Annotated in this window: 10 protein-coding genes; 7 read left to right on the forward strand and 3 right to left on the reverse strand. The window is 65.0% G+C overall.

Annotation, left to right across the window (positions count from 1 at the left end; all coding sequences use genetic code 11):
* Positions 1-12: 12 nt before the first annotated feature.
* Positions 13-309: a hypothetical protein gene (locus tag AC16HO_RS14385; RefSeq protein WP_395644025.1), complete on the reverse strand. Its 297-nt coding sequence runs from the start codon at positions 307-309 to the stop codon at positions 13-15.
* Between the two features lie 41 nt (positions 310-350).
* Here AC16HO_RS14385 and AC16HO_RS14390 point away from each other — a divergent pair, with 41 nt between their 5' ends.
* The 6 genes from AC16HO_RS14390 to dusB all read left to right on the forward strand — a co-directional run bounded on the left by AC16HO_RS14390 (position 351) and on the right by dusB (position 10372).
* A complete protein-coding gene (locus AC16HO_RS14390; protein ID WP_395644026.1) occupies positions 351-3380 on the forward strand; it encodes a TonB-dependent receptor in 3030 nt (1009 codons plus the stop codon).
* A gap of 2 nt (positions 3381-3382) precedes the next feature.
* On the forward strand, positions 3383-5383 hold the full coding sequence (locus AC16HO_RS14395) for a glycoside hydrolase family 3 protein (protein WP_395644027.1): 2001 nt from the start codon (positions 3383-3385) through the stop codon (positions 5381-5383).
* Positions 5384-5398: 15 nt separating this feature from the next.
* Positions 5399-6415 (forward strand): LacI family DNA-binding transcriptional regulator, encoded by a 1017-nt coding sequence (locus tag AC16HO_RS14400; RefSeq protein WP_395644028.1) that lies wholly within the window; start codon positions 5399-5401, stop codon positions 6413-6415.
* Between the two features lie 18 nt (positions 6416-6433).
* Complete coding sequence (locus AC16HO_RS14405; protein WP_395644029.1) at positions 6434-7849, forward strand: glycoside hydrolase family 30 protein; 1416 nt, start codon at positions 6434-6436, stop codon at positions 7847-7849.
* A 97-nt stretch (positions 7850-7946) separates the two neighbouring features.
* Positions 7947-9287, forward strand: a complete 1341-nt coding sequence (locus AC16HO_RS14410; protein WP_395644030.1) for a nucleoside permease — start codon at positions 7947-7949, stop codon at positions 9285-9287.
* Positions 9288-9388: 101 nt separating this feature from the next.
* Positions 9389-10372 carry a tRNA dihydrouridine synthase DusB gene (dusB, locus tag AC16HO_RS14415; protein WP_395644031.1) on the forward strand — a complete coding sequence of 328 codons (984 nt, stop codon included), beginning with the start codon at positions 9389-9391 and terminating at the stop codon, positions 10370-10372.
* Here dusB and AC16HO_RS14420 read toward each other — a convergent pair.
* On the reverse strand, positions 10323-11267 hold the full coding sequence (locus tag AC16HO_RS14420) for a LysR substrate-binding domain-containing protein (RefSeq protein ID WP_395644032.1): 945 nt from the start codon (positions 11265-11267) through the stop codon (positions 10323-10325). The two genes, dusB and AC16HO_RS14420, sit on opposite strands and share 50 nt — an antisense overlap.
* Before the next feature lie 91 nt (positions 11268-11358).
* Here AC16HO_RS14420 and AC16HO_RS14425 point away from each other — a divergent pair, with 91 nt between their 5' ends.
* Positions 11359-12405 (forward strand): YeiH family protein, encoded by a 1047-nt coding sequence (locus tag AC16HO_RS14425; RefSeq protein WP_395644033.1) that lies wholly within the window; start codon positions 11359-11361, stop codon positions 12403-12405.
* A 90-nt stretch (positions 12406-12495) separates the two neighbouring features.
* Here AC16HO_RS14425 and upp read toward each other — a convergent pair whose 3' ends face one another.
* Positions 12496-13125: a uracil phosphoribosyltransferase gene (gene upp / locus AC16HO_RS14430; RefSeq protein WP_395644034.1), complete on the reverse strand. Its 630-nt coding sequence runs from the start codon at positions 13123-13125 to the stop codon at positions 12496-12498.
* Positions 13126-13148 lie beyond the last annotated feature (23 nt).

Here is a 13148-nt window from a genome sequence, read left to right on the forward strand (position 1 = left end):
AAACGTTCCCAACTATTGAGGCCGGAATATAGCAAAACCCGAAATTCCTGCGGCGTGTTCCGACCCGGCCTTGATTCGCGGCAAATCCAGCACGGGCAGGGGAAAAATGCTGCGCCGCACGGTGACGGCCGAATGCGTCTCGTGCATATTTCGCGGCGAAATTGGTAACGCTTCCAAAAATTCTTCCCGGTTGCGTCGGAAGAGCAGGTCGCGAATGCACACCGGCAGGTGCCATGCATCGCGGGCAACACAAGTGTCCATTCCTGCGATCGTCCTTGATCGCGAAAACCAGAAAACCAAAGCGGCCATTCACGACCGCATTCGACAATCGAATCCCTGGGAGAGCACCGATGATCCAGTCCAGCACGTCGCGCACATCCACCACACCCGTCCGCGGGCTGCGCAAGCGTCCGCTCGCCGCCGCCTGCGCGAGCGCGCTGTTTCTCGTCGCCTCGTCGGCGCTGGCCGCCGATGAATCCACCGGCGCGACGACGGCCGGCAGTGCGGCCACCCCGGCGGTGGCCGCCGGTCAGGCGCAATCGGGTACCACGCCGGATCAGGCCAAACCCGCCGACCAGAAGAAGGGTAGCGGCGATGCCACCGCCAGCCTTGACACGGTCACCGTGACCGGCATCCGCGGAAGCATCCAGAGCGCATTGTCGGTCAAGGAAAACCTCGACAGCATCGCCGAGGCGATCGCGCCGGAAGATCTCGGCAAGCTGCCCGATCTGTCGATCGCGGAAAGCCTTGCGCGCCTGCCCGGTCTCGCCACCCAGCGCGTCGGCGGCCATGCCGAATACATCTCGATCCGCGGCCTGTCGCCCGATTTCGTCGGCACCACACTGAACGGCCGCGAACAGGCGTCCACCGGTGAAAACCGCGGCGTCCAGTACGATCAGTACCCGGCCGAACTCATGGGCGGCGCCGTCGTCTACAAGGTTCCCGATGCCACCGTGATCGGCCAGGGCCTGTCCGGCACCGTCGATCTGCACACGATCCGCCCGCTCGACTTCCAGGAAATGACCATGGCCGCGAACCTGCGCGGCGAACGCACGACCAACGGCAGCCTCAACCCCGGCAGCGGCGTCGGCAAGACCGGCAATCGCGTCAGCTTTTCGTTCGTCGACCAGTTTCTCGATCACACCCTGGGCGTCGCTTTCGGCGTGGCCCACCTGGATTCGCCATCGCAGGAAAAGCAGTACCAGGCGTGGTGGTGGAGCATGAACAATGGTGCGGGCAGCATCGAGGATGCCTGGGGTGGGCCGCATACGCCCGGAATGCCGGGTGGCGTGATTTCCGAAGAAGGCATGCAGCTGCGCGCGCAATCACAAAGCCAGGTGCGCAACGGCGCCATCGGCATCATCGAATGGGCGCCGAACGATCACTACCATTCGACGCTCGACATCTACTACTCGAAGTTCGATCAGGAGAAATACAAGAACGGCCTGCAGTGGTCGAGCAGCCCGTGGGACGGCATCGCCTTCTCCAATGTCGGCACCTCGCTGGGCGGCCCCTACCCGATCGCCACCTCGGGCACGATCGACGGCCTGCAGCCGATCATGCAGAACGAGTACACCAAGGAAAAGGATTACCTGTTCTCCGCAGGCTGGAACAACCGCTTCGAATTCGACAACCAGTGGCAAGTGACGGCGGATCTGTCGTATTCGCGCGCCAAGGTGAAGTTGCACGACGCCTACGCGTTCACCGGACTCGCCGGCGGCGCAAAGCTTTCGACCGGATTCACGATGCCGGCCGGCGAGGGCTATCCGACGTTCACACCGGCCGTGGACCTGTCGAACCCCGCCAACCTCGTCTTCGCCGACCCGACCAACTACAGCTACAACGGCCGTGCCGAATGGGACCGGCAAAAGGACGAGATCAAGGCATTCCGCCTCGAAGCCTCGCATCCGCTGGGCTGGATTTTCAGCGCCATGAACTTCGGCTTCGACTATTCCGAGCGTACCAAGTCCAAGCAGGCCGACGTGTTCTTCGCGTATCTCAACGGCAACGGCTGCTCGACCTCGTACGCTGGCCCGACCGGCAACCTGCCTGCCACCAATCCGCAATGCCAGAGCCCGGCCTACGACCCGCACCACTACGTGCCGATCGGCTCGAGCCTCGACGGCAGCACCTCGCTCGCCTACGGCGGCATCGGCGGCATTGCGTACTACGACGTGTTGTCGGCCATCGCGAACCAGTTCTATCTCATTCCCAAGAGCGGCCAGAACGACTGGAACCGCAACTATTCGATCACCGAGAAGGTGCCGCTGGCCTACGTCAAGCTCAACATCGACACGACGCTGTGGGACATCCCGATTCGCGGCAATATCGGCGGGCAGTTCGTGCGCACGGAAGTGTCCTCCTCGGCCATCCAGACCAGCGGCGACACCTACGTCGGCACGCTCCAAGGCAGCAACTCGTACAACAAATTCCTGCCGAGCCTCAATCTCGTCGCCGACTTCGGCGATCGTACCTACCTGCGCTTCGGTCTGGCGAAAACGATGGTGCGCGGGCGCATCGACGATGAAAAGATCGCTTCGTCCGCCGGCGTCAGCCCCTGCGGCGGAAACCCCCCGAACGCGCAGTGCGCCACGGTCGGAAACGATCCCACCAAAGGCACGTGGAACGGCAGCGGCGGAAACATCTTCCTCAAGCCATGGGTCGCCGTCGGCACCGACCTCTCGCTGGAGAAATATTTCGGCGAAGCCAGCTATGTGTCGGCCGCCGTGTTCAACAAGAATCTGCTGACCTACATCTACAACCAGACGGTCGAGAACTACAACTTCGCCGGATACACCAACCCGACGCCGAACATCACCGCGATTTCCAGCTACGGCACGAACACGGTGCCGCAGAACGGCGCGGGCGGAAGCATCCAGGGCGTCGAACTGGCCGCCGCGCTCGAAGGCAAGTTGCTCGCGTCATGGTTGGACGGCTTCGGCATCCAGGGCAACTTCGCCTACAACAAGAGCAAGATCCCGACCAGCACGATCTCGCAGATTCCGGGAGGTCCGACCACGCTGCCGGGCCTGTCCGCGAAAACCGGCAACATCACCGTCTACTACGAGAAGGCCGGCTACTCGGTGCGCCTCGCCCAGCGCTACCGTTCCGAATTCACCGGCGAGGCAGTCGCCCTGTTCGACCAGATCGGCTACACCAAGATCCTCGCCGACAAGCAGACCGATTTCCAGGCCGGCTACGAATTCCAGGACGGAAGGATGAAGGGCCTGTCGGTGCTGTTGCAGGTCAACAACCTGACCGATTCACCTTACCGCACGCAACAGGTTTCGGGCCTGCCCAACGGTGTTTCGGTCGCGCGGCCGCTCGAGTACGACACCTACGGCCGTACGATCCTGCTCGGGTTGAACTACAAGCTGTGACGATGAGCAAGACGCCCGCGGTAGCGCGAAGCCTCCTGTTCCACGCTATCGCGGGCCTTGCGCTGGCCGGCTGCACGGCCGAGGCGACGAAGCACACTCCCGGAGCGCCAACGCCGGAAGCCGATGCTGTTCGCCAAGGCGACGGCATTGCCGACTGGCCCCAACTGACGAGCCCGAACAAGCCCGATCCGGCGATGGAAGCGCGCATTCGTGCGATCGTCGCCGGCATGACGATCGAGCAGAAGATCGGCCAGATGACCCAGGCCGACATCCGCAAAATCACGCCCGAAGAAGTGCGCCGCTTCTACATCGGCAGCGTGCTCAACGGCGGCAATACGCAGCCCGACAACACGCGCGGCGCAAGCTTCGCACAATGGCGTGCGGCAACCGGGCGATACCACGCCGCGGCGCTCGCCACCGACATGGCGGTGAAGATTCCGCTGCTCTGGGGTACCGACGCGGTGCACGGCCACGGCATCGTCACCGGCGCCACCGTGTTTCCGCACAACATGGGCCTCGGCGCCACGCACGATGCCGCATTGGTGCGCGAGATCGGCGCGGCGACGGCGCGCCAAGTGCGCGCGACGGGCATCGACTGGGTGTTCGCGCCGACGCTCGCGGTGGTGCAAAACTACCGCTGGGGGCGCAGCTACGAGAGCTTCTCGTCCGACCCGGCCGTGGTGCGCGAACTCGGCTCGGCCTATGTGCAAGGCTTGCAAGGCGACCTCGGCAGCGACGCGAGCGCGCTGGCGACCGCAAAGCATTTCATCGGCGACGGCGGCACCGATCGCGGCAAGGACCGCGGCGTCAATCTGTCCAGCCGCGCCGACCTGATCGCCATTCACGCGCAAGGCTATGTCGGCGCACTCGAAGCCGGCGCGCAGACCGTGATGGCGTCGTACAGCAGCACGCGCGACTACGGCAAGATGCACGGCGCCGGGTTTCTGTTGACCGACGTGCTGAAAAAGCGCATGGGCTTCGACGGCTTCGTGGTGTCGGACTGGAACGGCATCGCCGAAGTCGCCGGTTGCGCGCGCGATCACTGCGCGCAGGCGATCAACGCCGGCATCGACATGGTGATGGTGCCGGAGAAGTGGGAGAAGTTCATCAAGAAAACGGTGCGCGAGGTGAACCTGGGCGAGATTCCGATGAAGCGCATCGACGACGCGGTGACGCGCATCCTGCGCGTGAAGCTGCGCGCGGGCCTGTTCGCGCGCCCGGCCGACGCCGTGTTCGGTGACGCGGGCGACTTGCAGGCGCGCGATCTCGCCCGGCGCGCGGTGCGCGAGTCTCTCGTGCTGCTCAAAAACAATGACGCGGTGTTGCCGCTCAAGCGCAGCGCGAAGATTCTCGTCGTCGGCAAGAGTGCGAATTCGCTGCGCAACCAGGCCGGCGGCTGGACGCTCGACTGGCAGGGCATGAAGAACCGCAACGCGGACTTCCTCATCGGCGACACCATCCTCGCCGGCATCCGCGAGACCGCGGGTGAGGCCAACGTCGTGTTCGACAAGACCGCAACGAAGGCGAAGGTCGAATCGTTCGACGCAGTCATCGCGGTGATCGGCGAACTTCCCTACGCGGAAATGAAAGGCGATATCCTTTTTCCCGACACCATCGCCGAAAGCCGGCATTTCCCAGAGGACCTCGAAGTGCTGCGTCGCGTCGCCGGACACGGCAAGCCGGTGATCACCGTGCTCGTGTCGGGACGCCCGCTGTACGCGAACGAGCTGATCAACCTCTCGGACGCGTTCGTCGCCGCGTGGCTGCCGGGCACGGAAGGCAAAGGCGTGGCCGATGTGCTGTTCCGCACCGCAAACGGCGCGATCGCGCACGACTTCCGCGGCACGCTGGCATTTGCGTGGCCGCATGCACCGTGCCAGACCAGTTTCGCCGCCGGCGATGGCGGTCCACAGTTTGCACGCGGCTACGGCCTGACGTACGCGAATCCGCAGCCGCTGGGTCTCATCGCCACGCCTTCGATTCCGATCAACTGCGTGCAGTAGGGGCACAAGGACGCCATGGCCACGATCACCGACGTCGCACGCCTGGCCGGAGTCGGACTCGGCACCGCCTCGCGCGTGATCAGCGGCAAGGGCTCGGTCTCCGCCCGGACCGCCGAACGCGTGCGCCGCGCAATCGATGAGCTGAAATACCGCCCTTCGCACGCCGCACGCACGCTGCCGACCGGCGCCTCGCACATGATCGGCGTCTACATCCCGATGCTGAAGGGCTCGTTCTACACGCCGATCCTCAACATCATCCACACCGAGCTGCGCGCAAACGGACAGAACATGGTCGTCGCGTTCGGCAGCGGCAACGGCGATGCGCGCAAGCAGGCGATGGAAGGCCTCGAATTCCTCATCGAACGCGGCTGCGATGGCTATCTGCTGGTCAGCGACGCGCTGGTCGAGGACGACGTCGCCGCGATCGGCGCGCAGGCCTCGCGGCTGGTGTTGCTCAACCATTCGCTCGAGGCCATCCACAACCAGTGCTTTTCCGCCGATCATTACGGCGGCGGCCGTCTCGCCGCACGGGCACTGCTCGAAATGAAGCATCGGCGCATCGCCGTGATCGCCGGCTTCGCAAGCTCGCTCGACAATGTCGCGCGCCTGCGCGGCTTCATGGACGAGTTGCGCGGCGCCGGCATCGACATCGGGAGCATTCCCGTGATCGACAGCGATTTTTCTCCGGAAGGCGGCTGGAACTCCGCCGCCGCGCTGATCGCAGCGAAGCACAAGTTCACCGCGCTGTTCTGCGCGAACGACGAGATGGGGGTCGGTGCGCTGTCGTATTTCCAGCAGGCCGGCATCGCCGTGCCCGGCAAGATTTCTGTGCTCGGCTACGACGACACGGCCACGGCCGAGTACTCCGCGCCACGCCTGACTTCCGTGCACATCCCGTGGTACGACGTGGCGCTCAACGGCGTGCGCTGGCTGCTCAACCAATGCTACGCCACGAACAAGCCGGTGAAGCGCAAGTTCACGGCCAGCGTGACCTGGCGCGCGTCGGTGGCACGCGCAGCGAACGGCAAGTAACGAACAGGATCGATCTTGATGCAGACACGTAGGCAATTCCTGCAACTCGGCACCGCCAGCGCCCTCGGCTTCGCCCTGCCGAGCGCATTCGCGAAAAGGGCGACGCGCGACTGGAGCCTGGTCGAAACCTCCCGCGACGGCGCACGCCTGGCACCACGCGCGATGCCGGCCACGATTGCAGCCGCCGCATCGACACTGAAATGCGATGCGTCCCGCCGCTTCCAGCAGATCACCGGCTTCGGCGGCGCGCTGACCGAATCCTCCGCGTACGTGCTCCGGCAGCTGCCGGAAGCACAGCGCCTCGAAGTGATCAGGCGCTACTACGATCCGCAGGAAGGCATCGGCTACACGTTGGCGCGCACCCACATCGGTTCCTGCGATTTCTCGCTGTCGATGTGGTCACTCGCATCGACGCCCGGCGACTATGAATTGCTCGACTTCAGCCTCAAACCGATGCAGCGCTGGTTGATGCCCTTGCTGCGCGACGCGCACCGCGTCGCCGGCGCCGACCGCTTCAAGCTGCTCGCCTCGCCGTGGAGCCCGCCGGCGTGGATGAAAACGAACAACCAGATGGATCGCGGTGGAAGCCTGCGCGAGGAATACGCAACGACCTGGGCGAACCACTACGTCAAGTTCCTCCGCGCCATGCGTGACGAGGAAAAAATCCCGCTCTGGGGCCTCACCGTGCAGAACGAGCCCGAGGCGAGCCAGAGCTGGGAATCGTGCGTCTACACGCCCGAGCAGGAACGCGATTTCGTGCGCAAGCACCTCGGCCCGACGCTCACGCGCGAGGGTTTCGGCGCAATCAAGCTTTACGGCTTCGACCACAATCGCGACACCCTGGAAAGGCGCGCCGACGCCATGCTCGGCGATGCCGACACGGCGAAATATCTGGCCGGCATGGCCGTGCACTGGTACGTCAGCGACGACTACGCCGCCGAAGCGCGTGTGTTGAAGAAGTACCCGGGCAAGGAAGTGCTGTTTACCGAAGGCTGCGTCGAGGGTGGCGCCAAGCCGGGCGACTGGAGCGTCGGCGAACGCTACGCGCGCAACCTGTTCGGTGATCTCAATGCCGGCGTCTGCGGCTGGATCGACTGGAACATCGCCCTCGACCTGCGCGGCGGCCCGAACCACGTCGGCAACTTCTGCGATGCGCCGGTACTCGTCGATACGCACGGCGGCAAGGTTCTCTACCAAAGCTCGTTTTACGCGATCGCGCATTTCTCGCGCTACGTGGCGCCGGGAGCGCATCGGGTCGAACTGAGCGGCGCGACGCAAGGTATGCAATCGTGCGCGTTCGCCAATCCTGACGGGAGCCTCGCGATCGTCGCCTTCAACCCGGGCGACGCCGCGATCGACTTCAATCTCGAGATCGCCGGCGAGCGGCGTGGCTGCCACATTCCGGCGCACGCCATCCAGACCTACCTCGCCTGAGTTTTCCGGCGCCAGCCATGCCGCCGCTGCGCGGCGTCGCAGCTTGCGCTCCGTCGCATTGCTGCTACGCTCGGCGCAACCAAACGGGGAACCAAGCATGAGCCTGAAACTGCGCCTGATTGTCATGAATTTCCTCCAGTTCTTCGTCTGGGGGTCCTGGCTGATCTCGATCGGCGCATACTGGTTCCAGAACAAGCACTGGTCCGGCACGCAGTTCGGCGCGATCTTTTCGACGATGGGCATCGCCTCGCTGTTCATGCCGACGATCGCCGGCATCCTCGCCGACCGCTGGATCAATGCCGAGCGCCTCTACGGCGTGCTGCACCTGCTCGGCGGCGCGTTGCTGCTCATGCTGCCGACGATCGAGGATCCCGGTACGTTCTTCTGGGCGATCCTGCTGACGATGATGTGCTACATGCCGACGATCGCGCTCGCGATCGCGGTGTCGTACAACGCGCTGAAGCAGCATGGCGACGACATCGTCCTGGTCTATCCGCCGATCCGCGTCTGGGGCACGGTTGGCTTCGTTGCCGCGCTGTGGGTTATCGCCCTGCTGCACCTGGGCACCTCGCCGGGCCAGTTTTACGTCGCCGCCACCGCCGCGATGGCGCTGGGCCTGTACGCGTTCACCCTGCCGCCCTGCCCGCCCAAGCTCGGCCGTCCGTTCGACCAGGCACTGGGCGATCCGAAGCTGCTCGAAGCCGGCGCGCTCGACGCGTTCGGCCGTTCGAACCGGTTCGCCCTGCTCGTCGACACGTTCGGACTGCGCGCCTTTGCCCTGTTCAAGAACCCGAAGCTCGCGATCTTCTTCATTTTCGCCATGCTGCTCGGCGCCGCACTGCAATTGACCAACGCCTACGGCGACACCTTCCTGCACGACTTCGCCAAACTCGACGCGTACAAGGACGACTTCGCCGTGCGCTACCCCGAGTTCGTCATGTCGATTTCGCAGATCTCGGAGACACTTTGCATCCTGCTGATACCGTTCTTCCTCAAACGCTTCGGCATAAAGACCGTGATGCTGCTGAGCATGGTCGCATGGACGCTGCGCTTCGGCCTGTTCGCGTACGGCGACCCCGGATCGGGCCTGTGGATGATCGTGCTTTCGTGCATCGTCTACGGCCTCGCCTTCGATTTCTTCAACATCTCGGGCTCCTTGTTCGTCGAAGGCCAGAGCGACGAGAAAATCCGCGCCAGCGCGCAGGGCCTGTTCATGCTGATGACCAACGGCATCGGCGCCGTGCTCGGCAGCACGATCTCGGGTTACGTCATCGACCGCTTCTTCACCGACCATGCCTGCAGCGAGGCCGTCGCGATCTGCAAGAACTGGCCCGGCATCTGGACCACGTTCGCGCTGTACGCACTGGTCACCGGCATCGCCTTCGCGCTGCTGTTCAAGCACAAGCACGAGCCGACAGACCAGGTCATGCCGGTGTAATCCGGTATACATTTTTACCTTTTGATCTTTCCTCGATGGATGCGACGCGGCTTGTACTTCGCGGATCGCCTGCTCGGCCAGCAAAACGTACAATAGCGACCATGTACGTCGGCCCCCACCGCATCGACCCGCCCGTCGCGCTCGCGCCGATGGCGGGCGTTACCGACAAACCGTTCCGCCAGCTGTGCAAGAAGCTCGGCGCGGGCTTGGCCGTGTCCGAGATGACGACGAGCGATCCGCGTCTGTGGACCACGCGCAAGTCGCTCAAACGCATGGACCATGCCGGCGAGCCTGACCCGGTCAGCGTGCAGATCGCCGGCTACGATCCAGTGATGCTCGCCGAAGCGGCGCGCTACAACGTGGACCACGGCGCGCAGATCATCGACATCAACATGGGTTGCCCGGCGAAGAAGGTGTGCAACGTCCATGCGGGTTCGGCGTTGCTGCAGGACGAGGCGCTGGTCGCGCGCATCTGCGCGGCGACCGCACGCGCGGTGGACGTGCCGGTGACGCTGAAGATTCGCACCGGCTGGAATCGTGACAACAAGAACGGCGTGCGCATCGCCCAAATCGCGCAAGGCGCCGGCATCGCCGCGTTGGCCGTGCACGGCCGCACGCGCGCCGATCTGTACCACGGCGAGGCCGAATACGAAACGATCGCGGCGATCAAGGCGGCGGTGTCGATTCCGGTGTTCGCCAACGGCGATATCGGCTCACCGCAGAAAGCGCGCGAGGTGCTCGCGTACACCAAATGCGACGGCGTGCTGATCGGCCGCGCCGCGCAGGGCCGGCCGTGGATCTTCCGCGAGATCGCGCACTTTCTCGCCACCGGCGAAACGCTGGCGCCGCCCGCGCCCGCCGAAATCTGCACGATTCTCGTCGAGCACCTGGAAAACCTCTACGCCTTCTACGGCGAGCAGCAAGGCGTGCGCATCGCGCGCAAGCACCTGGGCTGGTACGCGAAGGACCACGAGGAAAACGCATCTTTCCGCAGCATCGTCAACCGGGCGGAAACCGCCGCGGAACAATTGCGCCTTACCCGCGACTATTTCGGAGCGGCCGCGACGCTCGCGCGGGCCGCCTGACTGCAGTCGCAGCAGCGAGCGCAACACTTTCCAGGAAGGCGCTCACCAGCGCCCCGTGATGCTTCGAGCGACGCAGCACCCACGACAGGCGCCGGCGCAGATCGAGGAACGGCGTGCGCAGCACGGTCAGCCTCTCGGCCTTGACCGCCTCCGTGACCGCGACCGCCGGCAGGCAGGCAATGCCGAGGCCGGCGATCACGGCCTGCTTGATCGCCTCGCTCTGGCCGAGTTCGAGCACGGTCTGCCCGGGCGGCAGCGAAGCAAGAACGTGCTCGGTCATCGCGCGCGTGCCGGAGCCGTCCTCGCGCAGGATCCAGCGCGCGCCGGCGAAGTCGTCGGCGCACAGGCGCCGGCGTTGCGCCAACGCATGATCGGGCCGCACGCAGATCACCAGTTCGTCTTCACGCCACGGGCGCACATCGATATCGGCATGTGCCACCGCGCCCTCGACACAACCGACATCGAGCTGGTGGTCGAGCACGCCTTTGACGATGGTGCCGGTGTTGCCGACCCTCAGCCGGATCGACACCCGCGAGTGCTGCGCAGCGAACGCGCCGAGCAGATCGCCGACCAGGTAGTTGCCGATCGTGTTGCTCGCGCCGAGGCGCAGTTCGCCTTCGAGCGCCGCACCGCGCCCCTGCACGCCGCGCTTCAGTTCGATCACGCGCCCGAGTATCTCCTGCGCGAGCGGCAGCGCGTCGCGGCCGCGTTCGCTCAGATACAGGCGACCGCGCTTGCGGTCGAACAGGTCCGCGCCCAGTTGCGATTCGAGCTCGGCCAATGCCATGCTCAATGCCGGCTGGGACAGATGCAACTGTCCTGCCGCCGCACGCACGCTACCCTCGCGCGCGACGGCGACGAACACTTCGAGCTGGCGGAAGGAAATGCCGAGCATCAGGAAATCTTATTCTCTGGATAAATAGTTTTCAATTTTCTTATCGATCATGCAGAGCGAGAATACGTCGACCTCCCGCGGATCCACGACCGTGAACACCAACAGCCTCGCCGTTTCCACCGACAACCCCGCCAGCAATGCGGTTCGCCGGTTTCTGCCCGGGCTCGCGCTGGCGATCGCGCTCGGTGTCGCCGGGCTGCTGCTTGCCGGCTGGGCACCGCTGCAGAAGGCGCAGATCAGCGCGCTGACGATCGCGATCGTGCTGGGCATGGTCGTCGGCAACAGCTTCGGCGCGCAGTTGCCGGCAACATTCGTCCCCGGCGTCCTCGTCGCCCAGCAGAAACTCCTGCGCCTGGGCGTGATCCTCTACGGCCTGCGCCTGTCGTTCGGCCAGATCGCGGCGATCGGCCCGGCGGGCCTCGCGATCGACGCGATCATCGTCGTCGGCACGCTCACGCTGGGCTCGTTCCTCGGCCGGCGCGTGTTCGGCCTCGACCGCTACAGCGCGTTGCTGACCAGCGTCGGCAGCGCGATCTGCGGCGCCGCCGCCGTGCTCGCGCTCGAACGCGTGCTCAAGCCCGATCCGGCCAAGGTCGCGATCGCGGTGGCGACGGTCGTGCTGTTCGGTACACTCGATATCTTCCTCTATCCGGCGATATACCCGTATCTCGGCATGGACGCGGCGCACTTCGGCCTCTACACCGGCGCGAGCGTGCATGAGGTCGCCCAGGTGATCGCGGTCGGCAGCGCCATCGACCCGGCGACCGCGGACAGCGCGGTCGTGGTCAAACTGACGCGCGTCATGCTGCTCGTGCCGGTGTTGTTTTTCTTCGGCTGGCGGCAGGCGAAGCTGTCGATCAACGCCTCCAGCGAAAAGACGAAGATGCCGCTGCCGTGGTTCGCGCTCGCCTTCGTCGCCGTCAGCGCGGTCAACTCCGTCGTCGTGTTTCCGCCTTCGATCAAAGGCCCGCTGCTGACCCTGGATACCCTGCTGCTTGCCATCGCCATGGCCGCGCTGGGCCTGGAAACACGCGTGGCAAAGCTGCGCGCGCTGGGGCCGAAACCGCTGCTGCTCGCCGCGACGCTGTGGCTGTGGTTGATTCTCGGCGGCGCCGCAATGGTGCGATTCGCCGCTTAGCGGATCCAGTGCCAGCAGCGCACGTCCCGCGTACAGATCGGGAACCTCGATGAGTCCCGCGCGCAACCCGGGACCTGCCTCACCGCCGAGTCACTTCGTTCCGAACAAGCGATCGCCCGCATCGCCGAGGCCGGGCACGATGTAGCCGTGGTCGTTGAGATGGCTATCGATCGCGGCGGCGTAGATCGGCACGTCGGGATGCGCCTCCTGCAGAGTCCTGACGCCCTCGGGCGCGGCGACGAGGCAGACGAACTTGATCGCGTGCGCGCCACGGTCCTTGATCCGGTCGAGCGCGGCCACGGCGGAATGGCCGGTCGCCAACATCGGGTCGAGAACGACGGCGAGACGCTCGCCGATGTCGAGCGGCAACTTGCAGTAGTACTCGATCGCCTCGAGCGTGTGCGGGTCGCGGTACAGGCCGACATGGCCGACGCGCGCCGAGGGAATCAAATCGAGCATGCCGTCGAGCAGGCCGTTGCCGGCGCGCAGGATCGAGATCAGGCAAAGCTTCTTCGACGACAGCTTCGGCGCATCGATCGTCGCCAGTGGCGTCTCGATACGCGTCGTCTCCAACGGCAGGTCGCGCGTAACCTCGTAGGCGAGCAAGGTCGCGATCTCACGCAGCAACTGACGGAATTCCGCGGTCGAGGCCTGCTTGCGCCGCATCAACGTGAGTTTGTGCTGGACCAGCGGGTGATCGATTACGACGACGTTGGACATGCTCTTCTTCCTCTGATGCGATT

This window comes from Rudaea sp., assembly GCF_057139185.1.

Excerpts from the sequence above, each read along its gene's own strand:
- AC16HO_RS14405 (WP_395644029.1), top strand. The coding sequence starts at position 6,434 with ATGCAGACACGTAGGCAATTCCTGCAACTCGGCACCGCCAGCGCCCTC.
- AC16HO_RS14410 (WP_395644030.1), top strand. The coding sequence starts at position 7,947 with ATGAGCCTGAAACTGCGCCTGATTGTCATGAATTTCCTCCAGTTCTTC.
- dusB (WP_395644031.1), top strand. The coding sequence starts at position 9,389 with ATGTACGTCGGCCCCCACCGCATCGACCCGCCCGTCGCGCTCGCGCCG.
- AC16HO_RS14390 (WP_395644026.1), top strand. The coding sequence starts at position 351 with ATGATCCAGTCCAGCACGTCGCGCACATCCACCACACCCGTCCGCGGG.
- AC16HO_RS14395 (WP_395644027.1), top strand. The coding sequence starts at position 3,383 with ATGAGCAAGACGCCCGCGGTAGCGCGAAGCCTCCTGTTCCACGCTATC.
- upp (WP_395644034.1), bottom strand. The coding sequence starts at position 13,125 with ATGTCCAACGTCGTCGTAATCGATCACCCGCTGGTCCAGCACAAACTC.
- AC16HO_RS14420 (WP_395644032.1), bottom strand. The coding sequence starts at position 11,267 with ATGCTCGGCATTTCCTTCCGCCAGCTCGAAGTGTTCGTCGCCGTCGCG.
- AC16HO_RS14400 (WP_395644028.1), top strand. The coding sequence starts at position 5,399 with ATGGCCACGATCACCGACGTCGCACGCCTGGCCGGAGTCGGACTCGGC.
- AC16HO_RS14385 (WP_395644025.1), bottom strand. The coding sequence starts at position 309 with ATGGCCGCTTTGGTTTTCTGGTTTTCGCGATCAAGGACGATCGCAGGA.